Annotated in this window: 22 protein-coding genes and 1 pseudogene; 9 read left to right on the top strand and 14 right to left on the bottom strand. The window is 69.4% G+C overall.

Annotated features, from left to right (window positions below; genetic code table 11):
* Window positions 1-128: 128 nt before the first annotated feature.
* The 3 genes from ABXJ52_RS32910 to ABXJ52_RS32900 form a co-directional block, all read right to left on the bottom strand.
* On the bottom strand, window positions 129-2,507 hold the full coding sequence (locus tag ABXJ52_RS32910) for a GH92 family glycosyl hydrolase (protein ID WP_367047114.1): 2,379 nt from the start codon (window positions 2,505-2,507) through the stop codon (window positions 129-131).
* A gap of 108 nt (window positions 2,508-2,615) precedes the next feature.
* On the bottom strand, window positions 2,616-3,350 hold the full coding sequence (locus ABXJ52_RS32905) for a hypothetical protein (RefSeq protein ID WP_367047112.1): 735 nt from the start codon (window positions 3,348-3,350) through the stop codon (window positions 2,616-2,618).
* A gap of 80 nt (window positions 3,351-3,430) precedes the next feature.
* The gene (locus tag ABXJ52_RS32900) at window positions 3,431-6,040 is read right to left on the bottom strand and encodes a PA14 domain-containing protein (protein WP_367049441.1); all 2,610 of its coding nucleotides are present in this window, start codon (window positions 6,038-6,040) and stop codon (window positions 3,431-3,433) included.
* Between the two features lie 226 nt (window positions 6,041-6,266).
* Between ABXJ52_RS32900 and ABXJ52_RS32895 the strand changes: the two genes are divergently transcribed.
* From ABXJ52_RS32895 to ABXJ52_RS32875, 5 genes are all read left to right on the top strand, one after another.
* Window positions 6,267-7,280 carry a LacI family DNA-binding transcriptional regulator gene (locus tag ABXJ52_RS32895; protein WP_367047110.1) on the top strand — a complete coding sequence of 338 codons (1,014 nt, stop codon included), beginning with the start codon at window positions 6,267-6,269 and terminating at the stop codon, window positions 7,278-7,280.
* Window positions 7,281-7,424: 144 nt separating this feature from the next.
* Window positions 7,425-8,522: an ABC transporter substrate-binding protein gene (locus ABXJ52_RS32890; RefSeq protein ID WP_367047108.1), complete on the top strand. Its 1,098-nt coding sequence runs from the start codon at window positions 7,425-7,427 to the stop codon at window positions 8,520-8,522.
* A 1-nt stretch (window position 8,523) separates the two neighbouring features.
* A complete protein-coding gene (locus tag ABXJ52_RS32885) occupies window positions 8,524-10,044 on the top strand; it encodes a sugar ABC transporter ATP-binding protein (RefSeq protein WP_367047106.1) in 1,521 nt (506 codons plus the stop codon).
* A gap of 239 nt (window positions 10,045-10,283) precedes the next feature.
* Window positions 10,284-11,246, top strand: a complete 963-nt coding sequence (locus ABXJ52_RS32880) for an ABC transporter permease (protein ID WP_367047104.1) — start codon at window positions 10,284-10,286, stop codon at window positions 11,244-11,246.
* Window positions 11,247-11,275: 29 nt separating this feature from the next.
* Complete coding sequence (locus ABXJ52_RS32875; RefSeq protein ID WP_367049440.1) at window positions 11,276-12,265, top strand: ABC transporter permease; 990 nt, start codon at window positions 11,276-11,278, stop codon at window positions 12,263-12,265.
* A 28-nt stretch (window positions 12,266-12,293) separates the two neighbouring features.
* Here the strand turns inward: ABXJ52_RS32875 and glgC are convergent, their stop codons facing one another.
* Genes glgC through ABXJ52_RS32860 form a run of 3 tightly spaced genes read right to left on the bottom strand, consistent with a single transcriptional unit; the run spans window position 12,294 to window position 15,496 of the window.
* Entirely contained in the window at window positions 12,294-13,514 is a 1,221-nt protein-coding gene (gene glgC, locus ABXJ52_RS32870) for a glucose-1-phosphate adenylyltransferase (protein ID WP_367047102.1), read from the bottom strand.
* A 22-nt stretch (window positions 13,515-13,536) separates the two neighbouring features.
* Window positions 13,537-14,703, bottom strand: coding sequence for a glycogen synthase (gene glgA / locus ABXJ52_RS32865; protein ID WP_367047100.1), 1,167 nt, complete (start codon window positions 14,701-14,703; stop codon window positions 13,537-13,539).
* A gap of 52 nt (window positions 14,704-14,755) precedes the next feature.
* A complete protein-coding gene (locus ABXJ52_RS32860; protein ID WP_367047098.1) occupies window positions 14,756-15,496 on the bottom strand; it encodes a (2Fe-2S)-binding protein in 741 nt (246 codons plus the stop codon).
* Between the two features lie 526 nt (window positions 15,497-16,022).
* Between ABXJ52_RS32860 and ABXJ52_RS32855 the strand changes: the two genes are divergently transcribed.
* Window positions 16,023-17,033: a DMT family transporter gene (locus ABXJ52_RS32855; protein ID WP_367047096.1), complete on the top strand. Its 1,011-nt coding sequence runs from the start codon at window positions 16,023-16,025 to the stop codon at window positions 17,031-17,033.
* Window positions 17,034-17,110: 77 nt separating this feature from the next.
* Here the strand turns inward: ABXJ52_RS32855 and ABXJ52_RS32850 are convergent, their stop codons facing one another.
* Window positions 17,111-18,343 (bottom strand): transglycosylase family protein, encoded by a 1,233-nt coding sequence (locus ABXJ52_RS32850; RefSeq protein WP_367047094.1) that lies wholly within the window; start codon window positions 18,341-18,343, stop codon window positions 17,111-17,113.
* Between the two features lie 115 nt (window positions 18,344-18,458).
* Window positions 18,459-19,430, bottom strand: a complete 972-nt coding sequence (locus ABXJ52_RS32845; protein WP_367047092.1) for an acetylxylan esterase — start codon at window positions 19,428-19,430, stop codon at window positions 18,459-18,461.
* A gap of 99 nt (window positions 19,431-19,529) precedes the next feature.
* On the opposite strand from ABXJ52_RS32845, the gene gndA reads away from it, so the two are divergent.
* Complete coding sequence (gndA, locus tag ABXJ52_RS32840; RefSeq protein ID WP_367047091.1) at window positions 19,530-20,972, top strand: NADP-dependent phosphogluconate dehydrogenase; 1,443 nt, start codon at window positions 19,530-19,532, stop codon at window positions 20,970-20,972.
* Window positions 20,973-21,071: 99 nt separating this feature from the next.
* On the opposite strand, the gene ABXJ52_RS32835 is transcribed toward gndA, so the two are convergent.
* From ABXJ52_RS32835 to ABXJ52_RS32810, 6 genes and pseudogenes are all read right to left on the bottom strand, one after another.
* Entirely contained in the window at window positions 21,072-21,266 is a 195-nt protein-coding gene (locus tag ABXJ52_RS32835) for a hypothetical protein (RefSeq protein WP_367047089.1), read from the bottom strand.
* 96 nt (window positions 21,267-21,362) lie between these two features.
* Complete coding sequence (locus ABXJ52_RS32830) at window positions 21,363-21,809, bottom strand: nitroreductase family deazaflavin-dependent oxidoreductase (RefSeq protein WP_367047088.1); 447 nt, start codon at window positions 21,807-21,809, stop codon at window positions 21,363-21,365.
* A gap of 72 nt (window positions 21,810-21,881) precedes the next feature.
* On the bottom strand, window positions 21,882-22,541 hold the full coding sequence (locus ABXJ52_RS32825) for an aspartate/glutamate racemase family protein (protein ID WP_367047086.1): 660 nt from the start codon (window positions 22,539-22,541) through the stop codon (window positions 21,882-21,884).
* A complete protein-coding gene (locus tag ABXJ52_RS32820; RefSeq protein ID WP_367047084.1) occupies window positions 22,535-22,882 on the bottom strand; it encodes a GNAT family N-acetyltransferase in 348 nt (115 codons plus the stop codon). Before ABXJ52_RS32820 ends, ABXJ52_RS32825 begins: the two co-directional genes overlap by 7 nt.
* A complete protein-coding gene (gene panD, locus ABXJ52_RS32815) occupies window positions 22,879-23,319 on the bottom strand; it encodes an aspartate 1-decarboxylase (protein WP_367047082.1) in 441 nt (146 codons plus the stop codon). Before panD ends, ABXJ52_RS32820 begins: the two co-directional genes overlap by 4 nt.
* Window positions 23,320-23,487: 168 nt before the next feature.
* Window positions 23,488-23,571 (bottom strand): annotated as a pseudogene (locus ABXJ52_RS32810) (DNA-binding response regulator); the annotation flags it as partial.
* Between the two features lie 63 nt (window positions 23,572-23,634).
* On the opposite strand from ABXJ52_RS32810, the gene ABXJ52_RS32805 reads away from it, so the two are divergent.
* Together ABXJ52_RS32805 and ABXJ52_RS32800 are read left to right on the top strand one after the other, a co-directional pair.
* A complete protein-coding gene (locus tag ABXJ52_RS32805) occupies window positions 23,635-24,072 on the top strand; it encodes an NfeD family protein (RefSeq protein ID WP_367047080.1) in 438 nt (145 codons plus the stop codon).
* 53 nt (window positions 24,073-24,125) lie between these two features.
* A complete protein-coding gene (locus ABXJ52_RS32800; protein WP_367047078.1) occupies window positions 24,126-25,238 on the top strand; it encodes an SPFH domain-containing protein in 1,113 nt (370 codons plus the stop codon).
* Window positions 25,239-25,268 lie beyond the last annotated feature (30 nt).

The raw sequence follows: 25,268 nt of genomic DNA, 5'->3' as shown, positions 1-25,268 counted from the left end.
GGTGCAGTCAACCGCCGTTGCGCGACTACGGTCAAGTACGATCAAGCTACGCACAGTTAACAACAGATTAAGGCCCGCCTCTCCGGGAGAGGCGGGCCTAGTGGTGCGCAAGTGACGTATGGACTACGTCACTTCAGAGCGGGCGGTGCGGCGTCCTGCGACGTGCCCCACTCCGAGGGCTTGTCGCCCACCGTGAAGGAGAGTTCGCGGGTGTCGCGGATGTCGGCGGTCGTCAGATACGTCTTGCCGTAGTCGGCGCCGTCCGTGCGCGCCGACTGGATGTACCGGTCTGTGCCCGACGTACCCGGCGCCTTCACCGTGAGGCGGCCCTTCGGGTAGTAGCGGCGGTCGAGCTTCAGGTCGACGCGCTCGAAGACGGGCGTCGACAGACCCCAGGTGTCCGTGCCGGGCTGGACCGGGAAGATACCGATCGAGGAGAGCACGTTCCAGGCGGACATGGTGCCGAGGTCGTCGTTCCCGGTCATGCCCGTCGGGGTGTCCGTGAAGAGCGTGAGCGCGGCGTGCACCACGTCGGTCGTCTTCCACGGCTGGCCCGTCGACAGATACGTGTACGGGGCGATGAGGTCGGGCTCGTTCTGCGGGTTGTACTTGTCCGCGTTGTAGTAGTCGTACGGGCCGTTGACCCACACCTCGCGCGCGGTCTTCGCCGGGTCCTTCAGGAGCTCGTCGTAGGCGAAGAACGAGTCGAGACGATCATTGGTGGCCTGCTTGCCGCCGATGAGGTCGACCATGCCAGGCAGGTCCTGCGGGACGAGCCACTGGTACTGCCAGGACGTGCCCTCGTGGAAGCCCTCGCTCTTGGCCGGATCCGCGGGTCCGGTGAAGGCGCCTTCGGCGTCCCGCGCGCGGAAGAATCCGGTCGAACTGTCAAAGATCTTCCGGTAGTTCTGCGCACGCTCCGCGTACCGCTCGGCGTCGGCCTTGTGCCCCAGGTCGCCGGCCATCCGGCCGAGCATCGCGTCCGAGAGCGCGTACTCCAGCGTCGCCGAAGCGCCGTGGTCGTAGTCCGAGTCACCGGGCTTGGCGTGCGGGCGGCCCTTGATGTACGGCGCGAAGCCCTCGCTCAGATACTCCTTGTTGGCCTCGCGGCCCACGGGCGCGGAGTCGGCGGGCGGCACACCGTCCGCGTTCTTCTTCAGCGCGCGGTACGCCTCCTCCTCGTGCCCCTTGAGCAGGCCTTGCTGATAGGCGTTGGTGAGGAAGGGGGTGACGGGGTCGCCGGTCATGATGTTCGTCTCGACCGTGCCGTAGCCCCACTTGGGCAGCCAGCCGCTCTCCTCGTCGATCTTCAGGACGGAGAGCGCCATGTCACGTGACTCGTGCGGCGCGAGCAGGGCGAGAAGCTGGGCCTGGGTGCGGTAGGTGTCCCAGAGCGACCAGTTCTGGTAGTACGTGAATCCCCCATCATCAGCAGCACGATGGATCTTCTGGTCCCAGCCCGTGTACCGGCCGTCGACGTCGCTGCCGATGTTCGGCGCGAGGAACGAACGGTAGAGGGACGAATAGAAGGTGCGGCGCACGGTCTCGCTGCCGCCCTGCGCCCGCACGTCGTCGAGCCGGCCCTCCCACGCGGAGTCAGCGGCCTTCGCGACACGGTCGTACGAACGCCCGCCCTCCGCACGGAGGTTGAGCGCGGCGCCCTTGGCATCGACGTAACTCAGTGCGGTGGTCGCCTCGACGGTGCGGTCCTTGGAGGTGTCGAAGCGGACGTACGCGCCGTTGTGCTCCTCGCCCGCCGACGACTTCTCGGAACCGGCGGTGACGGTGTCGCCCTTCCAGGTGCCCGAGGTGGTGAAAGGGCGGTCGAACTTGGTAATCGTGTAGACGGTGTACGGCTTGGTGTCCTGGCAGAAGCCGCTGCCGGTGATCGCCGTGCGGACCGTGCGGCTGTCGAGGATCTCGACCTTGGTGCTGCCCGTCTTGTGCAGCGACTGGCCCGCGTTGAGCAGGACGTTGGCCTTGTCGGTGGCGGGGAAGGTGTAGCGCTGCACGCCGGTGCGCTTGGTGGCGGTCAGCTCGGCGTTGATGCCGGACTTGAGGCCCACCTCGTAGGAGCCGGGCCTCGCCTTCTCGTCGTCGTGGCTGAACTCCGTCGCGTACTTCGCGTAGTCCGTCTCCTTGATGTCTCCCGTGGTGGGGAGCACCGGCAGATCGCCGCCCAACCCGCAGCCGACGCCCGAGAGATGGACGGTCGAGAAGCCGCGGATGTGGGTGTCGGAGTGGTCGTAGCCGGTGTTGTGCCCGGTGTCGGGCGAGAACTGGACCATGCCGAAGGGCACGGCCGCTCCGGGGTAGGTGTTGCCCTCGTTCTCCGTGCCGATGAACGGGTTGACCAGGTCGGTCAGTCGGCCGCTCGACGTGTCCGCCGCGTCCGCCGTGTCCGCTGCCGGGGCGGCCTGCGCCGCCGGGATGGCGAGGGCTCCCCCGAGGAGCGTGGCCGCGGCCACCGCCACCCCCGTACCGCGTAGCCGTTGGGTCCATCTCATGGGTGGGAACGCCTCCTTGGACAACGTTGTCAGAACGCGGAACGCGATCATTCTTCGGGGGACGCGTCGCGTGCGTCAAGGGGTGGGAGGCCGCGAGACGACGACGGCTCACCCGGTGTGCAGCCACACCTTCAGCGGCCCGATCGGGGTGAACCCCTGGCTGACCGCGGCGTCCAGGCTCGCGCCACTCTCGTATCCGACGACGGGCAGTCCGGGCCAGAGCCGGGCGACCTCCGCCAGGCAGCCGGCCCATGCGGACTCCTCGTCGCCCGACGTGAACAGGTTGGAGACACCCACCACCGACGCGGCGCGACTGGCGACGGCGCCGGCGACGATCCGTCCCTCGGCGTAGGCCGCCAGGAATTTCGTGTCCTCGGAGAGCAGCCCGGGGCGGAACAGGCCCGTGCTCTCGTCGCCGTCGTTCCACGCGGTCTCCCACGCGGGCAGGGACTCGGCACTCTTGAGCGGCTCCCAGCCAGGGTGCTCACCAGCACGTGTGCCCGCCTCCCGGCGGATCCACCAGGCCTCGAACAGCACCTCGAAGCCCAGTGGTTCCAGGTCCAGGCAGCCGAAGCTGTCCTTGACGGAGCAGCCCGGTGACGCGGTGTCGATCCGGGCCACCAGGTCGGCCGCCGAGACGTCGGGGGTGAGCGTGACGGCGTCCGGATATAGCGGCGGGGTGCGGCTATGGCTGCTCCACACCCCGGCGCCCAACTCCCCCCGCAGGCCGTGCTCGCGGCAGACCGCGTCGCACCACTCGGCGTTGTTGCGGGCCGCGGCCCGCACCCACTCGCTATGGCTCTCGCGCTCGCTCTTGCTCCCGCTCCCGCTCTCGCTGATCACGGGCCGATGGTGCCAAGCAAGCGGGCCCCCGTCCACGGGATAAGGCGCTCCGGCCCACCGGGCCGGAGCGCCTCACCGCGTCAGGAAGCTGGGCACCCCGCCGGGTCCGGCCGCGACGCGTCGCCGATCAAGGCCTCATGTGCTGCCTTGAGCCGCTTCACATCAGGCTTGACGACCCTGCGGTCGTACGTCAGCAGGCCGTTCAACTCGCCCTCCACATCCGAGATCTGGGTGTAGACGGCGCCGTTGCCGCCCTTGCAGGCGAGCGCACGCACCTCGTCGAGCTTGGTGAGGTAGTCGTCCGTATACGTCGCCGGGTCCACGTCGACGTAACTCTGCTGGACGGACCAGGCATGTCCCGGCACCGCGAGTCCGAGGCCGCCGTACTCCCCGTTGATCAGCGCCCGTTCGCCGTCGGGCTTGGGCGGCAGTGCCGGGCTCGGATAGCCGTGCTCGTCCATGATGTCGCCGGTGCCGCCGTCACGCCCGAGGTTGAGGCCCGACATGCCGTTGACCAGGCGGGTCGGGTCCCAGGACTTGGCCTGGGTGGCGATGCGGCCCTCGTCGTACTGGCCCCAGCCCTCGTTGAAGGTGACCCACATGACGATCGACGGGTGGTTCGCGTGCTCGTCGATCATCTGCTTCATCTCGGACTCGTACTGGGCGCGGGCAGCCGTGCTCGGGTTACGGCCCGCGTCCATCGACGGCATGTCCTGCCAGACCATCAGGCCCAGCTTGTCCGCCCAGTAGAACCAGCGGTCGGGCTCCACCTTGATGTGCTTGCGCACCGAGTTGAAGCCCATCTCCTTGTGCATCTTCAGGTCGTACGCGAGCGCCTCGTCGGTCGGCGCCGTGTGCAGGCCGTCCGGCCAGAAGCCCTGGTCGAGCGTGGCCATCAGGAACTGCGGCTTGCCGTTGAGCATGGTGCGCGGCGTACCGTTCACCTTCTCCACGGCGATGGTGCGCATCCCGAAGTAGCTCTTGACGCTGTCTCGCCCGACGGTCACCTTCAGGTCGTAGAGGAAGGGATCGTCCGGCGACCAGAGGTGCGGGTCGGCGATCTTCAGCTTGAGCGGGCTGCCCGTGCGTCCGCTGGCCTCCGCGACCTTCTTCTTGCCCTCGTACGCGACCGCCCTGACCGGCACTCCGTCGCGTACGCCCTTGGGCTCGACGGTGACCTGCTTGGTGGCCACGTCGGGCGTGATCTTCAGCGAGTCGGCGTGGTCGGCCGCCACCGGCTCCATCCACACCGTCTGCCAGATGCCGGACGACGGGGTGTACCAGATGCCGCTGGGGTCGAGGCGCTGCTTGCCGACGGGCGGGTTCTCGCCGTCCTTGGAGTCGGTCGGGTCATAGACGCCGACGATCAGCTCCTGTGTCTTGCCGGGCTTCAGCGCGTCCGTGATGTCGGCGCTGAACTTGTCGTAGCCGCCCTTGTGTTCGGTGACCTTCTTGCCGTTCACGAAGACCTCGGAGTGCCAGTCGACGGCGCCGAAGTTGAGCTTGAGGCGCTTGCCGTCGCCGACCTTCCAGCCCTGGGGGACGGTGAAGGTCCTGCGGTACCACATGCGGTCCTCGTGCCGTTCCAGGCCGGAGAGCTGGGACTCCACGGGGTAGGGGACGAGGATCTTCTCGCCGAGGTTCTTGCCGAACGGCGGCTCCTCGCCGGCCTTGGCCGAGGCGAACTGCCAGGTCCCGTTGAGGTTGCGCCAGGCGTCGCGGGTCAGCTGGGGGCGCGGGTACTCGGGGAGCACGTTGCCCGGCTTCACGTCGTCGGCGAACTTGGTGCGCAGCTGATGCTCGGAGTGGTTGGGGCCGCTGGTCCAGAAGGCGGCCACCTCCTTGCCGTTGGCGCCGGTCAGGCCGCCCTTGCCGTCGTAGCGCAGGTCGGCGGTGCCCTTGGCGTTGCCTTCCTTGTTGCCGACCACCGGCTCCTTGAGGCCGACGATGAGCGCGCGCGGGTCCTCGGGGTCGGCCTTGATCGTGTCGAGGGGCCACTTGGCGCCGCCGATGACGGCCTCGATGTGGTCTGCGAGGCCCGCGGGGGGAGCGCCGAGCTCCTGCGCGAAGTCGAGCTTCAGGGTACGGCCGTCCTTGAGGACCGTGGCGGAGGTGGCTCCGTCGTACTCGAAGCCGTCGGGGAGGCGGAAGGCCGACTGCGGGACGGCTTCCTTGCTGCCGCCGGGCTCGGTCCAGCGCAGGTGGAGGTTGGAGCCGCCGTGGTGCTCGAAGTACTCGACCTTGATGTCGTAGGCCTTGCCGGCGGTCAACTCGACGGGCTGCGCGGTCTGTTCCTTGTCCCAGTCGTCGACCCAGTGGTCGATGGCGAGCTTGCCGTCGACCCAGAGCCGGAAGCCGTTGTCGCCGATCATGGAGAAGGTGTGGGAGCCGGTCTTCTCCGGGACGACCTTGCCCGTCCAGCGGACGGTGGCGTCGTCGGCCTTTCCGGTGGCGAAGGTGAGGCGGGGGTCGAGGTTGTCGAAGTCGATCTTCTGATCGAAGCCGGTGGCCTTGAGCTCGTGGAAGTCGAAGGCTCCGGGGGCGGACTGGGTGTAGTACTCGCCCTTCAGGCCGTGGATCTCGGGGGGCTCGTCGGCGGCTGTCGCGGCGGGGACCGCGGTGAGCCCGGCGAAGGCGAGGGCGACGGTGAGCAGCAGTATCAGGCGCTGCCGGACTCGTCTGGGTCGGATGGGGCGCACAGATCCTCCGTAGCTCGAAGCGGTGCTTGAAGGCTGAGGAAGGGGGTGACGGAAGGCCGGGGAAGGGGGTGGCGGCCCGGCGCCGCAGTCTGTACAACGAATCTGTACAACGTTGGAAGGAACGGCAGTTGGCATGACAGCACGCTCTCCGGCGCGCTGTCCAGGGCCATGACAAACACCCCAGGACAGGGGTGCACCTTGACTCAGGGAGCTGCACGTGCGGGTTAGCCTCAAGGACGTCGCGGAGCGCGCGGGCGTCTCCATCAAGACCGTCTCGAACGTGGTGAACAAGTATCAGCACGTCACCCCGGCGATGCGGGCGCGCGTTCAGGAGGCGATCGACGAGCTGGGCTACCGGCCGAATTTGACGGCACGTCACCTGCGCAAAGGTCGTACGGGGATCATCGCGCTGGCCGTTCCCGAGCTCGGCAACCCGTACTTCGCCGAGCTGGCGGGCGCCGTCATCGACGCGGCGGCCGAGCACGACTTCACCGTCCTGCTCGACCACACCCGCGGCGAACGCGAGCAGGAGGTCCTGGTCAGCCAGGGTTTCCGGGCCCGGGTCATCGACGGCCTGATCCTGAGCCCGCTGGAGCTCGAATCGGCCGACCTGCTCGGCCGCGAGGACGACGTACCGCTGGTCCTGCTCGGCGAGCGCCAGTACGACCTGCCCTACGACCACATCGCGATCGACAACGTCGCCGCTGCGCGCACGGCGGTGCGCCACCTCATCAGCCGCGGCCGCTCCCGCATCGCATACCTCGGCGCCCGTACGGACTCCGCGAACCGCCCGGCGAACCTCCGACTGCAGGGCTGGCGCGAGGAGTTGACACAGGCGGGGATCGCCGCGCCGGACACTTTGGTGGGCCCGGTCGGCGGCTGGAACCGCTGGGACGGGGCAAAGGCGATGGCACGGATGCTGGACGCGGGGGTGCGGCCCGACGCGGTGTTCGCGTACAACGACCTGGTGGCGATCGGCGCCATGCGCGTGCTGCATGAGCGGGGGCTCCGCGTGCCGTGGGACGTGGCGGTGGTCGGTTTCGACGACATCGCCGAGGGGCAGTTCGGGGCGGTCACGCTGACCACGGTCTCGCCGGACAAACAGGCCATCGCGCGCCTCGCGGTGGCTTCGCTGTTGCGGAGTCTGGAGGGCTCGGCAGAGGTCGCCGGGCGTGAACTCACGGCGCAGTTCCGCCTGGTGGAGCGCGAGAGCACGCTGGGCCGACGCTGATCTGCGGACGGGCTCCCCTTGCGCGGAGGGTTTACAGCATCCTTCCAACGATGTAAAAAGCTCCCCGTACCGCCGAGTTGACCGTAAGAGCCGATCCTCCCGTGAGCGCTCTCAGCGCCGGGGCCGCGCCGTTTTGGGGACTCCATGAAGCCGACCACACGCCGAAGCCGCACCTCAGCCAGGACCCTCCTCGCCGCCGGCATCGCAGCGAGCATCGCGCTCGCCACCGGGTGCGCCAAGTCCGAGGACGACGGCGACAAGGGCTCCGCGTCACAGGACCAGGGCGACTCGGGCCAGGTCGTCTCGGAGCCGAGCGAGGGCAGCGGTCCGACCTGCGCGATAGACGCCTACGGCGGCAAGAAGCTCGACCTCAAGAGCGCCACCGTCGGCTTCTCGCAGTCCGAGAAGGAGGCCAACCCCTTCCGCATCGCGGAGACGGCCTCCATCAAGGCCGAGGCGAAGAAGCGCGGCGTCAAGCTGCTCACCGCCAACGCCCAGTCGCAGTTCTCCAAGCAGATCAGCGACGTCCAGGACCTCATCGCCAAGGGCGCCGACCTCCTGGTGATCGCGCCGCTGAACTCCGACGGCTGGGAGCCGGTGCTGCGCTCGGCCTCCGCCAAGCACATCCCGATCGTCACCATCGACCGCAAGATCAACGCCAAGGCCTGCAAGGACTACGTCAGCTTCATCGGCTCGGACTTCGTCGAGCAGGGCAAGCGTGCCGCCGACCAGATGATCAAGTCGACGGGCGGCAAGGGCAAGGTCGCGATCCTGCTCGGCGCCGCGGGCAACAACGTCACCACCGAACGCACCAAGGGCTTCGAGGACCGCATCAAGGAGAAGGCGCCCAACCTGAAGGTCGTCTTCAAACAAACAGGTGAGTTCGCCCGCGAGAAGGGCCAGCAGGTCACCGAGCAGCTCATCCAGTCCAAGCCGGACATCACCGGGATCTACGCCGAGAACGACGAGATGGGCCTCGGCGCCGTCAACGCCCTCAAGGGCGCGGGCAAGAAGGCCGGTGACGTGAAGATCGTGACGGTCGACGGCACGCGCAACGCCGTGCAGGGCATCGTCGACGGCTGGATCGACGGCGTCATCGAGTCGAACCCGCGCTTCGGCCCGCTCGCCTTCCAGACCCTGGACACCTTCACCAAGGGCACGAAGGTCTCGCAGGACATCGTCATCAAGGACAGCGCCTACACGAAGAGCAACGCCAAGGCGGACCTCGGCAAGGCGTACTGACATGTCGGACGTCCTCTCGGTGTCGGCCCTCACCAAGACGTTCCCCGGCGTACGCGCTCTCGACTCGGTCGACTTCACCGCGCGCGCCGGCGAGGTGCACGCCCTGATCGGCGAGAACGGCGCGGGCAAGTCCACGCTCATCAAGGTCCTCACCGGCGTGTACGCACCGGACACGGGCGAGCTGACGTACAACAACCGCCACATCACCTTCGCCACCCCGCTCGAGGCCCAGCACGCGGGCATCTCCACCATCTACCAGGAGGTCAACCTCGTCCCCCTGATGAGCGTGGCCCGCAACCTCTTCCTCGGCCGCGAGCCACGCGGCCGGCTGGGCCTCATAGACTTCCGCCGCATGCACCGCGAGGCGGAGGAGGCCCTCAAGCGGCTAGGCATCAGCGTCGACGTACGCCGCCCCCTCCGTGAACTCGGCGTCGGGACCCAGCAGATGGTGGCGCTGGCCCGAGCGGTATCGGTAGACGCGCAGGTCGTCATCATGGACGAGCCGACGTCGTCCCTCGAACCCCGCGAGGTCCAGACCCTGTTCGGCGTGATCCGCATGCTGCGGGACCGCGGCATCGCGGTGATCTACGTCAGCCACCGCCTGGAGGAGCTCTACGAGGTGTGCGACACGGTCACCGTCCTGCGCGACGGCAAGCTGGTGCACACGGGCCCCATCGCGGAACTCGACAGGCTGCGCCTGGTCTCCCTCATGCTGGGCCGCGAGGTCGGTGAGGTCCGCGAAGAGGGCGTGACCAAGTTCTCCGGAGACCACGCTCCAGACACCCAACCGGTCCTACAGGCAACAGACCTGACGATGCGCCACCATCTGCGCGACGTATCCGTCGAGATCCGACCGGGCGAGGTCGTGGGCCTGGGCGGCCTGCTCGGCTCGGGCCGCAGCGAGACGGCGAAGGCGATAGCGGGAGCGCTGCAACCGGACTCCGGAACCGTACGAATCGCCGGACGACCCGTGCGCACCGGCTCGCCGCCCGCCGCGATCCGAGCCGGGATCAGCCTCCTCCCCGAGGACCGCAAGGCCGAGGGAATCGTCCCCGGCCTCTCGGTCCGCGAGAACATCGCACTCGCGGCGCTCCCCCGCCTGTCCCGCCTCGGCCTGGTGAACGAGGCCGCGATCGACTCCATCGTGGACACCTTCATGAAACGCCTGCGCATCAAGGCGTCGGGCCCCCACCAGAAGGTGGGCGAACTCTCGGGCGGCAACCAGCAGAAGGTCCTCCTGGCCCGCTGGCTCGCGATGAACCCCAAGGTCCTCCTCCTGGACGAACCCACCCGGGGCATAGACATCGGCGCAAAAGCAGAAGTCCAAAAACTCATAGACGAACTGGCCAACGACGGCCTTGCGGTCCTCCTCATCTCCTCCGACATGGAGGAACTCATCGAAGGCTCAGACCGAGTCATCGTCCTCAAGGACGGCACGGTGATCGAAGAACTCACCGGCGCCACAGTCACAGAGGACGCCCTGATGCGAGCGATAGCAACCACCGGGGCCCCCGATGAGTGACCGCCACCCCACGACGTCCCGCGGCCGCCGAGCCGGCCTGAGGGGACGTGCCGGTATGTCTGCCCGGAGCACGGTTCGCGGCGCTCCGGTGCCGCAGCACCCGTGCGGCTACCGGACGATAGCGAGGACGGACATACCGGCGCGGCCCCGCCCCACCACCGGACCAGAGGCGACCCGCACCCGACAGCTGACCCGGAGCACTCGAAGCGCACGAGGCATACGAAACACCCGGAGCACCCATGACTGACCTCGCCCTGGGCCGCTCAGCGGCAGACCGCGAGCGATACCTCCGCCTCCTCCAGAACTACGGCGTCTACGCAGGCGTAGCCGTCCTGCTCCTCCTCAACATCGCCCTCACCCCCCACTTCCTCTCCGCCGAGAACTTCCGCACCCAGGCAGTACAGGTAGCCCCGGTCCTCATCGTCGCCCTCGGCATGGCACTGGCCATCGGCAGCGAGGGCGTGGACCTCTCCGTGGGCTCGGTGATGGCCCTCTCCACGTCCCTCCTCTCCCTCTACCTCGGCTACGGAACGTGGATCGCCCTGATCGTGGCGGTCATAGGCGGCGCAGCCATAGGCATCGCGAACGGCTCCCTCATCGCCTTCATCGGCGTCCAACCCATCGTCGCCACACTGGCGTTGATGGTCGCGGGCCGCGGCCTCGCCCTCGTGCTCCTCCCCCAGCTCAAGGACGTACGCGACCCGACGATGGCATCGCTCGGCTCGGGCGACGTCCTCGGCATCCCCTACCTCGCCCTGATCGCGGCAGCACTCGCACTCCTGGTCGCCTTCGTCGTCCGCCGCACCACCTTCGGCCGCCAGCTCCTCGCCATCGGCGACAGCCGCCCCGCAGCCCGCCTCGCCGGACTCCCCGTACGCCGCGTCCTGATCCTGGTCTACGTCTGCTCGGGAGCGCTGGCGGCCATCGCGGGCGTCCTGGCGACAGCCCGCCTCACCGCGAGCGACCCGACGTCACTGGGCAACCTGATGGAACTGTCCGCGATCACGGCGGTCGTGGTCGGCGGCACCCCGCTCAGCGGCGGACGCGTACGGATCGGCGGCACCGTCGCGGGCGCCGTACTGATCCAGCTGCTCACCGCCACGCTCATCAAGCACGATCTGCCGCCTTCCTGGACGCAGATCGCCCAGGCCGTAGTGATCGTTCTCGCCGTCTACGCGGCACGGGAGAGGGGCAAGCGGTGACCGGCACCGTCCTATCCGAGGCCAAGCCCATGAAGAAGCCAGAGGACGAGCCGACCGGCGCGAGCCGCTCCGAGCGCGTCAGCGCACTCGCCCAGCAGCACGGCGCCCTGGTCACGCTGGTGGTCGCCGTCATCGTCGCGTCGCTCAGCTTCGACACGTTCCTGACCGGCGACAACCTGGAGAACATGGCGGTGTCCTCCGCGTTCCTCGCGGTCGTGGCGCTCGGCATGACGTTCGTGATCATCACCGGGGGCATCGACCTCTCCGTGGGCTCGCTCTTCGCCCTCGGCGGGGTCCTCGCGGCCTGGGGTTCCCAGTACGGGACAGCGGTGGCCCTCCTCCTTCCCCTGGCCGTCTGCGGACTGATCGGCCTGGTCAACGGCCTGCTCATCGCCCGCTCACGCCTTGCCCCCTTCATCGTGACGCTGGCAGCGATGCTGGGTGCGCGCGGCATCCTGCTCTCCATCACCGACGAGGGCTCCAAGACCTACCTCGTCGACAAGGACTCGTTCTTCGCGACACTGGGCCAGGGCAAGGTCCTCGGCATCGGGGCACCGGTCTGGATCACCCTCGCCCTCTTCGTCGCCGGCGCAGTGGTCCTGCGCCGCAGCCGCTTCGGCCAGTACGTGTACGCGGTCGGCGGCAACGAGGACGCGGCGGCCCTCATGGGCGCGCCGGTGGCCCGCACGAAGGTCACCGTCTACACCCTCTCCGGCCTGTGCGCGGGCCTGGCCGGAGCGCTCAACGCGGCCTGGCTCGTCTCCGGCGTCACCATCCTCGGCTCGGGCATGGAACTGGAGGCGATCTCCGCGGTCGTCATCGGCGGCACGCTGCTGACCGGCGGGTTCGGGTTCATCAGCGGGTCACTCGTCGGCGTACTGCTCCTGAAGGTCATCCAGAACGTCATCAACCAGATCGGCTCGCTCGACTCCGCCTACCAACAGGTGGTCAGCGGCGCCTTCCTGGCGCTCGTGGTGATCGCGCAGACGTGGCTGGGGCGCAGACGGCGGGTGCTGTAGCCGGCCCACCCGCCGTCTGCGCCGGGGGCTACATGGGGACGATCTGCCCCTTCCCCAGCGCGATCACTCCGCCCTTGGACACCGTGTAGAGCTCTTCGTCCCGCTCGGGGTTGACGCCGATCGTCGCCCCGGGCGGGACGTCCACGTTCTTGTCGAGGACGGCGCCCCGCACCACCGCTCCCCTGCCCACGCGGACGTTGTCGTGAAGGACCGACCCCTGCACGACCGCCCCGTCCTCGATCGTCACGCCGGGCGAGAGCACGGAGCGTGTGACCTGCCCACGGATGACGCATCCGGGGCTGACGATGGACTCGCTGGCGATGCCCGCCGCGCAGAACTTGGCGGGCGGCAGGCCGCCCGGGTGGGTGTATATGGGCCAGCGCCGGTTGTCCAGGTTGAAGACCGGCTGGTCGGAGATCAGGTCCATGTGCGCTTCGTAGTACGCGTCGAGCGTGCCGACGTCACGCCAGTACCCGTGGTCGCGCGCGGTCTCCCCCGGCACGTGGTTGTCGTCGAAGTCGTACACCTGGGCAAGGCCGCGCTCGGTGAGCATGGGCAGGATCGAACCGCCCATGTCGTGCTTGGAGTTGGCGTCCTCTGCGTCCTGCTGGAGCGCGTCGACGAGGGTCTTGGTCGTGAAGACGTAGTTGCCCATGGAGGCGAAGACCTCGTTCGGCGATCCGGGCAGGCCCGGTGGGTCGCTGGGCTTCTCCAGGAAGCGGTCGACGCGCAGGCCGTCACGTGCGGGTGTGATGACGCCGAAGGACGATGCCTCCGAGCGCGGCACGCGGATGCCGGCCACCGTCACCCCGGCGCCGCTCTCGAAGTGCTGGCCGAGCATCTGCCGGGGGTCCATGCGGTAGACGTGGTCCGCGCCGAACACCGCTATGTAGTCGGGCTGTTCGTCGTGGACGAGGTTGAGGGACTGCAGGATCGCGTCCGCGCTGCCCGAGTACCAGCGCGGGCCCAGGCGTTGCTGGGCGGGGACCGGAGTGACGTAGTTGCCGAGGAGGCTCGACATCCGCCAGGTGGTGGTGACGTGGCGGTCCAGGGAGTGCGACTTGTACTGGGTGAGCACGCAGATCCGCAGGATGTCGCCGTTGACGAGATTGGAGAGGACGAAGTCGACGAGGCGGTACGTGCCGCCGAACGTGACCGCTGGTTTGGCCCGGTCGGCCGTGAGGGGCTGCAGGCGTTTGCCCTCACCGCCCGCCAGGACGATTCCGAGCACCGAAGGTCCACCGCGCATCGCGCCGCCCCCTTAACTGGGATCACTTGGACTCGAGTAACTCCGCGTACACATCGGTCGTGCGTCGCGCGACCGCGTCCCAGCCGAACTCTTTGACGGCCCTGTCGCGTCCGGCCTCGCCCATACGGCTCGCGGTGCGCGGATCGGTGACCAGTTCGTTCAGGGCCTGCGCGAGCCGCGCCTCGAAGGCCGCCGGCTCCTTCTCCTCGTACGGGACGAGGAGCCCCGTACGTGTGTCGTCGACGACCTCGGGGATGCCTCCGACGTCCGATGCCACCACCGGGGTGCCGCAGGCCATCGCCTCCAGGTTGACGATGCCGAGCGGTTCGTAGACGGAAGGGCAGACGAATACCCGTGCGTGCGTGAGGAGCTGGATGACCTGCGGGCGCGGCAGCATCTCCGGGATCCAGTGGACTCCCGCGCGGGTACGGCTCAGTTCCTCGAAGAGGGTGCGGAACTCGGCGTCGATCTGTGGGGTGTCGGGGGCTCCGGCGCAGAGTACGAGCTGGGCGGAAGGGTCCAACTCCTTTGCGGCGCGCAGCAGATGGGGCACGCCCTTCTGCCGGGTGATGCGGCCGACGAACAGCACATAGGGACGCTCGGGGTCGATTCCCAGCTGTTCGAGAACGTCGGTGCCGGGGTCGGGGCGGTACAGGCCGGTGTCGATGCCGTTGTGGACGACGCGCACCTTCGCCGGGTCGATGCCGGGGTAGCAGCCGAGGATGTCGGCCCGCATGCCGCGCGATACGGCGATCACGGCGTCGGCGGCCTCGACTGCCGTGCGCTCGGCCCAGCTGGAGAGGGCGTATCCACCGCCGAGCTGCTCGGCCTTCCAGGGGCGCAGCGGCTCCAGCGAGTGTGCGGTCATGACGTGCGGGATGCCGTGCAGGAGCTTGCCGAAGTGGCCCGCGAGGTTGGCGTACCAGGTATGGGAGTGGACGAGGTCGCATCCGGTGAGGGCGGCGGCCATGGACAGATCCACGGAGAAGGTGCGCAGGGCGTCGTTGGCGCCGTCGAGGGCCTCCCACGCCTGGTGCCGTACGGGCCCGCGGGCGGAATCGCCGCTCCCCCAGCAGTGCACGTCGACGTCTACCAGGGCCTTTAACTCCCGTGCGAGGAACTCGACATGGACTCCGGCGCCGCCGTAGACGTCCGGCGGATACTCCCGCGTGAGCAGTCCCACTCGCACGCAGAATCCCCCGTCCGTCCGCCCCAGCCGTCGGTCGCCCGCCCCCTCATGGTCACCCAGAAGCGCCCGGCGGGGAAGAGGCCCGCACCGTCCTCTGGGGCAGCCGGTCGAAGCAACAGTCGCCGCACAGACCGCCGTTCGGGCAGCGGTAGTAGAGGCAGCAACTGCGGCGGCGGAACGCGGTGCCGGTCCGTGTGCCGGTGCCGCGCAGGTCGGGGTGGTCGAAGAGTTCGGCGGCCAGGGCCCATGCGCGCTCCCCCACGCCGGTACGTCCGCCGCGGCGGGCCCAGGTGTCCAGCTCACGTGCGGCTCCGGCGAGCGCGGAGCCCGCGTTGCCCCACAGGAGCGGCGCCGAGATCCGGTGGCGGGCGCGCAAGGCGTCGGCCAGGGGCGCCAGATGGCCGTGCTGCACGATGTCCCGGATGTTCGCGGCGTCGCCCGGCCGAGTCCGCACGTCCGTCAGCCACAGGTCGTCGGGTGAGCTGCCGTCCGCGTCCCAGTGCAGCAGACCCGGATCGAGGTCGGGCACCACGCCGTACAGCGCCGCCGACCCGAGCGCCACCGACCACAGCCGCGCCGCGAGCCCCAACTGCGCCACGGACACCGCGATGCGCGCGTCCGGCGCTCCGAGCCGGGCGGCGACCTTGTCGACGCGGAACGCGAGGGCCCCGCTCTCTCCCGCGTACACCCTTGCCAGGGACGTCACGTGGGCGCCGCCGGGCGGCGCCCCCGTGCGCAGGGCGAAGAATCCGCCGACGGAGCCGACTTCGGTCAGGTCGAGTGGGGTGGTCACGAGAGCAGAGCCTAGGCGTCGCGCATGCGGCGCAGGTCGATCAGGGAGAGGCAGCTGACGCGGCGGTGGGGCGGCGGGTGGTGGAAGCGGATGTCCGCCCCGGCCTCGTGGGCCCGCTCCGGCCTCGTGGGCCAGCTCCGGCCTGGTGGGCCCGCTCCTCGGCCCAGAGCCCATCCGGCCCCCTTTCCACGGACGTCAAGAATACCGGCGTGCGTCACATAAGACCAGGTCAGAGGCCCTATCCCCCTACGCTCCCGCCCCTTACAGCGGCGTGAAAAGGGTGCGCGGCGGGTCGTGGGCGCAAAGATTTTCGAGATTCTGGATGATCCACCGAACCGCGGCGTAACCCACCCGGGGGAGGACATCTCCCGGGTCGTACTCCATCGGTAGTAGGACCCAATGCCTGCTGAGGTACGACGACGTGGAGCGAAATCCGCGAGATCGTAGTGAGTATGGAAGCCGACCGTTCGCCGCGCCGGACGCCCCGGGCCCGCCAGGGGGCGCAACGCAAGCCGTGGAGCACCTCATGAGTGCCCTCACGGTCGCCGTGCTGCTCTCCCTCGTCTCCGCCGTGGCGTACGCGGGCGGGGCCATTCTGCAGGAGCGCGTCGCCGTCAGCACGCCGGAGCGGCGGTACGCACCGCTGCGCCGCGGCGTCTGGTGGGTCGCGATCGCGCTGAACGGCCTCGGCGCGCTGCTCCACGTGGTGGCGCTGGCGTACGGGCCGCTGAGCGTGGTGCAGCCGCTGGGCGCCCTGACCATCGTCTTCGCCCTGCCGATGGCCGCCCTCTTCGTGCGCCGCAAGGCAGGGGCCACCGCCTGGCGCGGCGCGATCATGGCGACCGTGGGTCTCGCCGGGCTGCTCTCGCTGACGCAGTCGGCCGACGCGCAGTCCCTGAACGACGCCGAGCGGGTCATGGTCGCTCTGGTGACGGCGGGCGCCGTGGTGGCGCTCATGGTCGTGGCGCACGCGGTGCACCGTCATCCGGTGGTGCGCAGCGTGCTGCTCGCCAGTGCGGCAGGCGTCGCCTTCGGTATCGCCTCGGTGTTCACCAAGACGGTGGCGGTGGACTGGGAGGCGAGCGAGCCCCTGACGCATCAGCTGCCGAGCCTCGCCGTGATCGCGGTCCTCGCGTCGGCCGGAGTGCTGATCTCGCAGGCCTCGTACCGCGGGGCGGGCCTGGCGGCTCCGCTGTCGACGGTGACGGTCGTGAACCCGGTCGTGGCTGCCGCGGTGGGCCTCACGCTCTTCGGCGAATCGTTCCGCTACGGCTCGGCGGGCACGGCCGTGGCTCTGGGCTTCGGAGTGGTCGCGGCGGGCGGTCTGATCCTGCTGACCACGGAGCGGATCGGCGCGGCGCAGGGTGCCGCGGCGTCGACGGTGCCGGTGGCCAAGGGCGGCCCCGCGGCGACGGAGGCCGTGGAGCCCGAGGCGCGGGCGCACGAGCTGCCCGCACTGCCCACCCAGCCCGCTGCCGGGCCGCACCGGCGGGTGTTGTTCCGCCATGGCCACGGCCGTGAACGCATCGGCTCCTGATGGCTGACACCGCTCGCGGCTCGTCCTGAAGCTCCTGGGGATTCCCCAGGAGCTTCGGTTCTTGCGCTCTTCCGCGGTCAGATCCGGACGCCGCCGGCCCGCAGGTACGCGAGCGGATCGACGTCGGAGCCGAAGCCGGGGCCCGTCCGGATCTCGAAGTGCAGATGCGGGCCCGTGCTGTTGCCCGTCGACCCCGAGCGCGCGATGCGCTGCCCCGCGCCCACCTTCTGCCCCGCCTTGACGGTGAGCGCCGAGAGATGGCCGTACTGGGAGTACTTGCCGTCGGCGTGCCGGATCACCACTTCGTAGCCGTACGAGCCGCCCCAGCCGGACGAGACGACCGTGCCCGCCGCGACGGCCTTCACGGAGGTGCCGGTGGCCACGGCGAAGTCGACCCCTGTGTGGTAGCCCTTCGACCAGGAGCCGCCCGCCGCACGGTAGGGGGTGCTCGGCGACGCGGCCACGGGCGCGGCGAAGCCCTGCCCGGCCTGTGCGGGCTTCGCCTTGTTCGGCTCGGCCTTCTCGGCCTTGGGCTTCGGCTTCGGCTTCGGCTCCGCACGCTGCTTCGGCTCCGCACGCTGCTTCGGCTCGGCCCGCTGCTTCGGCTCCGTGCGCTGCTCGGGCGCGGCCTGCGGTTTTCCCGCCTTCTTCTGCGAGGCCTGCAGCGCGAGCCGCTGGCCCGGCGTGATCAGGTCGGGGTCGCCGCCGATCGTCGAGCGGTTGGCCTCGTACAGCTGCTGCCAGCCGCCGTTCACCCGGCGCTCGTCGGCGATCTGGGAGAGCGTGTCACCGCGCACGACCGTGTACATCTGGCCGCGGCCCGCGGTGGACTGCGGGGTCACTTCCGGCTTGACGTCCTTGACCTCGCGCTGGGGGGCCTTGGGCGCTGTCTTCTTGGGCGCGCTCATCGGCGTGATGTCGGGCGCGTCACCGCCCCGGGTCAGGCCCGCCCGCTGCGAGCAGACCGGCCAGGCCTGCGGCCCCTGTGCCTTGAGGACCTTCTCGGCGACGGCTATCTGCTGGTCCTTGGTGGCGCGGTCGGCGCGCGGGGCGTAGGCCGTGCCGCCGTACGCCTCCCACGTGGACTGCTTGAACTGCAGGCCGCCGTAGTAGCCGTTGCCGGAGTTGATGCTCCAGTTGTTGGTGGACTCGCAGGCCGCGACCTTGTTCCAGGTGTCGACGTCCGCCGCCTCCGCCGTGCCCGTGCCCATAAGCGGCAGCGCCATCCCGGCGCCGCCCGCCGTGACGGTCAGCGACGCACGGTTGATCCGGTTCGGCTGATACCGGCGGTGCCGCCCGCGTAAGGCCATGGGAGCTCCCTCAGTCACACACTTCACAGTCACGTCGGACACACGACAAGGCGGCAAGTTAGCCGGTCCGACCGAGCCGTGACAAGAGTGCGCGACCGAGGGGGCGCCCGACTCGTCAGCGCTTCAAGTGCTTCGGGATCCACTGGAGTTGGACACTCTGCTGGTAGGGGCCGCCGCCCTCATGATCATTGAAGGAGTAGACCTCCATCGAACGTTCCGATCCCGCGTAGGCGTTGTGCGCGGCGAACACGGTGGACGGCGGGCACGTCATGTCCTCCAGGGCCGTCGAGAAGAGCGCGGGCGCCGTGCCTCGCGCCGCGAAGTGCACCCCGTCGAAGTAGGAGAGCGTACGGAAGACGCTCTCCTCGACGCCGCGCTTCGCCTTCATGTAGAGCGCGATCTCCCGGTAGGGCGGCCGGTCGGTGAGGGTCGTGGCACGCGGGAAGTCGCACAGGAACGGCACGTCGGGCGCGATCGCCGCCAGGTCGTGGACGAGTCCGCCGACGGCGAGCGTGATCCCGCCGCCCTGGCTGCCGCCGACCGCCGCGACGCGCGAGGAGTCCACCAGCGGATGCGTGCGGGCCGCCTCGACGGCCCGTACGGCGTCGGTGAAGACGCGCCGGTAATAGTACTCGTGCGGGTCCTCGATGCCGCGCGTCATGTAGCCGGGGTAGGCGGGCCCGCTGCCGACCGGGTCGGGGGTGTCGCCCGCCGAACCTCCGCCGCCCTGCCCCCGGGTGTCCATCACGAAGTGCGCGAAGCCCGCGGCCGACCACAGCAGGCGCTCATGCGGCAAGGCGCGGCCGCCGCCGTAGCCGATGTACTCGACGACGACGGGGAGCGGCTCGGTCGTCCCCGCGGGCAGTTTCAGCCAGCCCTTGACGGGGTGGCCGCCGAACCCCGCGAACGTCACGTCGAAGACGTCGACCGTGCTCAGGTGCGCGTCGACGGGAACGAAGCGGGCGTCCAGGTCGTGTTCGCGTGCGGCCGAAAGGGTCTTCTCCCAGAACGCGTCGAAGTCCTCGGGCTCGGTCACGTCGGGGCGGTAGCGGCGCAGTTCGTCGAGCGGCATGTCGAAATGGGGCACGGGCGGCTCCTTCGTCGGACACAGTGTCGGAATGTCACGCTACGCCGCGGGGCAATACTGGCGAACACAGGCGGCACTTCCACCTCCAGGAGCCACGGCATGAGCAGCACGTCAGCCCAGATCGGTGTCACCGGCCTCGCGGTCATGGGGCGCAATCTGGCCCGGAACTTCGCACGCAACGGCTACACCGTCGCCCTGCACAACCGCACGGCGGCCAAGACCCACGCCTTGGTCGAGGAGTTCGGCGACGAGGGCGATTTCATCGCCACCGAGACCGCCAAGGAGTTCGTCGCGGCCCTGGAGCGCCCGCGCCGCCTCGTCGTCATGGTGAAGGCGGGCGAGCCCACGGACGCCGTGATCAAGGAGTTCGCGCCGCTCATGGAGCCGGGCGACATGATCATCGACGGCGGCAACGCGCACTTCGCGGACACCCGGCGCCGCGAGCGTGAACTGCGCGAACAGGACATCCACTTCGTCGGCACCGGCGTATCGGGCGGCGAGGAGGGGTCGCTGCTCGGCCCGAGCATCATGCCGGGCGGCTCCGAGGAGTCGTACGCCTCGCTCGGTCCGATGCTGGAGAAGATCTCCGCGAAGGCGAAGGACGGATCGCCGTGCGTCACGCATGTCGGCCCGGACGGCGCGGGGCACTTCGTGAAGATGGTGCACAACGGCATCGAGTACGCGGACATGCAGCTGATCGCCGAGGCCTATCAGCTGCTGCGCGATGTGGCGGGCTACTCCCCCGCGCAGATCGCGGACATCTTCCGCACCTGGAACACCGGCCGTCTCGATTCCTACCTGATCGAGATCACGGCGGAGGTCCTCAAGCACGTGGACGCCGCGACGGGCGAGCCGTTCGTCGACGTGGTCCAGGATCAGGCCGAGCAGAAGGGCACCGGCCGCTGGACCGTGCAGATCGCCCTCGACCTGGGCGTTCCGGTGTCGGGCATCGCGGAGGCCGTGTTCGCGAGGTCCCTGTCGGGCCACTCCGAACTGCGGGCCGTGTCAAGGGACTTGGCGGGCCCGAAGGCCCGGACACTGACCGAGTCGGAGGCCGCGGCGTTCGCCGACCAGGTCGAGCAGGCGCTGTACGCGTCGAAGATCGTGTCGTACACGCAGGGCTTCCACGAGGTCGCCGCGGGCAGCGAGGAGTACGGCTGGGACATCGACCTGGGCGCGGTCGCCGCCATCTGGCGCGGCGGCTGCATCATCCGGGCCGCCTTCCTTGACCGAATCCGCGCCGCGTACGACGCACGCGCGGATCTGCCGAGCCTGCTCTCGGACAAGACGTTCGCGCAGGAGATCGGTGCGGCCCAGGACGACTGGCGGGCGGTGCTGGTCGCGGCCACCCAGCAGGGGGTCCCCACGCCGGGCTTCTCGGCGGCCCTCGCCTACTACGACGCGCTGCGCGCGGACCGGCTGCCGGCCGCGCTCACGCAGGGGCAGCGGGACTACTTCGGGGCGCACACCTATCGGCGTACGGACCGCGAGGGGTCGTTCCACACGCTGTGGGGCGGGGACCGCTCGGAGGTCCAGGCCTAGGGCCTGAAGGGCCTGCCAGTAGGTACAGGCCCAGGCCTGCCGCGGCCTGCGGCAGGCCTGGGCCTGTCCCGTCTCCCTGCCCGTCCGTCTCCCCCGCCGTCAGACCGGCTTGGGCTCGGTCTCGGGCTCAGGTCCCGGCGGCGGGAGCGGGGTCGGCGGCGGGTCCGGCGTGGGCCGCGGCACGGGGCCGGGGCCCGGGCCCGGTGTGGGGCGCTCGGGGTCCGGCATCGGGTTGGGTCCGCCCGGGTCGGGGATCGGCCTGGGTGGCGTGGGGTCGGGGTACGGGACGGTCATGTCTCCTCCATCGGGGTCGGAGATCGGTCGTGTCCACTCTCTCCCGCCTCGCGTGCCCACGCCTGCCGAGTCCACGCGTCCTTGAGCCCTCGGACCTCAGTTCCCGGTGCGCCTGAGCCGCACTACGGGGATGTCGCGATCCGTCTTGGCCTGGTAGTCCGCGTAGGGGGCGAAGATCTCGACGAGGCCCGGCCAGACCCTGGCCTTGTCCTCGGGCGACAGGGTCTCGGCGCGGGCGGCGAACCGCTCCTCGGTGCCCACGCGCAACCGTACGTCGGGCTCGTCGAGGAGGTTGCGGTACCACAGCGGGTGCTCGTCGGCTCCGCCGTTCGAGGCCACGATGAGGTAGTCGTCGCCATCGCGGCCGTAGATCAGGACGGTGCGGCGCAACTGCCCCGTGCGCCGTCCGCGGTAGTCGAGCAGCAGGCAGGGAACACCCTGCACCCCGGTGCCCTTCGTGCCGCCCGACTCCTCGTACAGGCGGGCCTGCTTGGCCACCCAGCCCGTAGGACTGATCACGGCCTCTTCGTCCTGCTGCGCCATGTCCGCTCCTGTGAAGTGTGCGGTCGAAGGGGTACGCGGGAGCCGATAGGTCACTCAACTCCCGCTGCAACCCTACGACTTGCTCTCCTCCCCACACCGGAGAACGGCCGCACGCAGCCCAGGGCGCGGGCTGGAGATGACCGGTACGGGGAGGGTGGCGCGGTCCGCCGCGTCCGCCATGGACGCCTGGGCGAGGACGACGGAGTCGACGCCTTCCAGGGCGTCGACGGCCTCCGCGATCAGGCGTACGTGGCCTTCCCTGTCGCCGGCCTCGAACCGCTGCCAGGCGCCCGCCACGAGGACCGTCGTGACGTCGACGGGCCGCCCGGCGCGGGCCGCCTCCTCCTCGACCAGGGCGCGGGTCGGCGCCAGGGTGCTCTCCAGCGTGGCGACGACGGCCACGGACCGCCCCGCGGCCACGGCGGCGGCCGCCATGGGCCGGTCGACCCGCACGAGGGGCACGCCGACGGCAGCGGCGCGGGCCTCGGTGACGGCGCCGATGGTCGAGCAGGTGCACAGGACGAGGTCGGCCCCCTCGTCGACGGCCTGCTCCAGAAGTTCCTGGATGTCGTCGGCCACCGCGTCGGGACCCTCGACGCGGGCCCGCGCGAGCAGGTCCTCATGGACGAGATGGCGCAGGTCGAGTCCCGGGTGGTCCTCGTCCCGCAGCCGCTCGAAGACGGGGACGTGCACGGGCGATGTGTGCAGCAGGGCGAGTGTCGCGCTCACCATGCGGCCGGGTCCGACTTCACCTTGGCCAGCGCGGCACTGACCAACTCGCCGGAGGCTACGGGCGCCTCATCGGGATGCCGCCCGGCCCACTTCACCACGTACGGGCACAGGGGCGCGACGGCCACGCCTTCCCGCGCCGCCATCGCGTAGAGCTCCCTGGCCAGCGATCCCGCGATGCCCTCACCCTCGTGCGCGGGCACCACTTCGGTGTGCACGGGCACGAGGGCGGACTCGGGTGCGTCAAGCGTGAAGTAGACGATCTGGCCGACGACTTCACCGTCCGCCCGCGCCTCGATGACGCCGCGCGCCCGGTCGTCGCGCATCTCGATCCCACTGCTCATCGGCTCTCCTGAAGGTCTCGCACCGCGTGCGGGCTGCGGGCCATGTCGTCGGCGCCCGGCACCGGCGCCGCCGCGTCGTCGCCGAGGGCCACGACGCGGTTGTTCTCACCTTCGACGTGCACGACCTTGGGCCGCAGAGTGCGCGCCTCGGCGTCGTCGACCTGGGCGTAGCTGATGATGATCACCCTGTCGCCGGGGTGCACGAGGTGCGCGGCCGCGCCGTTGATCCCGATGACGCCACTGCCGCGCTCGCCCTCGATGGTGTAGGTCTCCAGACGGGCGCCGTTGGTGATGTCGACGATGTGCACGAGCTCGCCGGGCAGCAGGTCGGCGGCGTCGAGAAGGTCGGCGTCGATGGTCACGGATCCCACGTAGTGCAGGTCCGCCTGGGTCACCGTGGCACGGTGGATCTTGGACTTGAACATGGTGCGCATCATGAGGCACTCCCACCATTTGGCTCCCTGCCCGCATTTTTGCAGGTCAAGGGCTGTTTTCCTACCCTACAACGAGTCGCGTGTTCGGGGACAGACGTCCATTGGGACTGCTGGACCGCCGACCGGGCTTCGGCGGTCAGGGTTCGATGAGGCCGACTCGGATGGCATCGCGTCGGCGATCTCCTGTGAGGTGTGGCCCCCGGCAACGAGCTTGAGGATCTCCTCCTCGCGGTCGGTGACGGCCTTGCCGGGGAGCCTGTCTCCGCTCTTCCTTCGAGGTAGATTGGTGGATAAGCCCCGTTAGAGAGGCCCAATTCGATGCCGTGGTTCCTGTGGTTGTTCGCCGCCGCGGCGCTAGGTGCCGTGGAGTTTTTCACCCTGACGCTGGTTTTCGGGCTGCTGGCGGGTGCCGCTTTGGTTGCCGCCGTGGTCGCCGGCTTGGGCATCGGCGTTTTCGGCCAGCTCCTGGCGCTCGCAGCGGCCGCGGCCGCGGGCCTCCTCCTTGTCCGCCCTGTGGCCCTGCGGCACATGGCACAGACGCCCCTCACCAACGAGGGCAGCGACGCACTGATCGGCAAGCGGGCCGAGGTGATGCAGGAAGTCACCGCGACCCGCGGACTGATCAAACTCTCCGGCGAACCATGGTCCGCCCGCGCTCTCGACGAAAGCCATGTGATCCCTGTGGGAGCGCTGGTGGATGTGATGGAGATCGAAGGCGCGATAGCTGTTGTCTACCCCCGCGAGCTCCTTCCATGATCGGCTCGCGAGCTCCTTCCATGATCGGCTGAAGACAGAACATCGGAGGCAGTATGGGTCCGGTTGTCATTCTGATTCTCGTGGCGGCGCTTGTCGTCGTCTTCCTCGTGGCCTCCACTGTGCGGATCGTCCCGCAGGCACGCCGCTACAACATCGAGAGGTTCGGCCGCTATCGCCGGACGCTGCAACCCGGCCTGAATCTCGTCATGCCGGTGGCAGACCGCATCAACACCAAACTCGACGTGCGCGAGCAGGTGTACTCGTCCGAACCCAAGCCGGTGATCACCGAGGACAACCTCGTGGTGAACATCGACACGGTGCTCTACTACCAGGTGACCGATCCGCGGGCGGCAGCGTACGAAGTCGCTGATTACCTCCAGGCGATCGATCAGCTCACGGTGACCACGCTGCGCAACGTCATCGGCAGCATGGACCTCGAGGGCACCCTCACCTCACGCGAGGAGATCAACGCCCGGCTCCGCACGGTCCTCGACGATGCCACCGGAAAGTGGGGAATCCGGGTGAACCGAGTCGAGATCAAAGCCATCGATCCGCCGAACACCATCAAAGAGGCGATGGAGAAGCAGATGCGGGCCGAGCGTGACAAGCGCGCGGCCATCCTGCACGCCGAAGGGGAACGGCAAGCCAAGATCCTCACTGCGGAAGGTACGAAGCAGAAGGACATCCTCGAAGCACAGGGCACTCAGCAAGCCATGATTCTGCGGGCGGACGGCGAGGCAAAGGCAGTGGAGCGGGTCTTCCAGGCCGTCCACCGCAACAACGCCGACCCGAAGATCCTCGCCTACAAATACCTTGAGACGCTTCCGCACCTGGCCAAGAGCGACAACAACACGTTCTGGGTGATCCCAGGGGAGCTGACCGAGGCCGTTCGCACCGTCACCAGCGCGTTCGGCGACCAGTCTTCCACGGGCCTGCCCAAGGCCGCGCAATCCGAGAACGCCAACGCCGCCGGCCCTGGTGACACCTCGGACACAGACCGGACCGCGGAGCTCGAGGCAGAACCACCGCCTTCACTCGATGCTGCCGCGGCCGCCGACGAGGCCGCGAAGCAAGCCGACGCCGCGGTGAGCGACGCCAAGGCCGAGGCCGCCGCGGCAGCGAACGCGCCCTCAGCCTCTGACCGAGGGCGCACCTCCAACAACTGAGGCGCTCCACCCCTTTCGCGCTCGCTGCGG

It is taken from the genome of Streptomyces sp. Je 1-332 (assembly GCF_040730185.1).
In the GTDB taxonomy this organism is placed as follows: Bacteria; Actinomycetota; Actinomycetes; order Streptomycetales; family Streptomycetaceae; genus Streptomyces.
The sequence above is the reverse complement of the archived record's forward strand: the minus strand, read 5'-3'. Positions and strand labels throughout refer to the sequence as shown.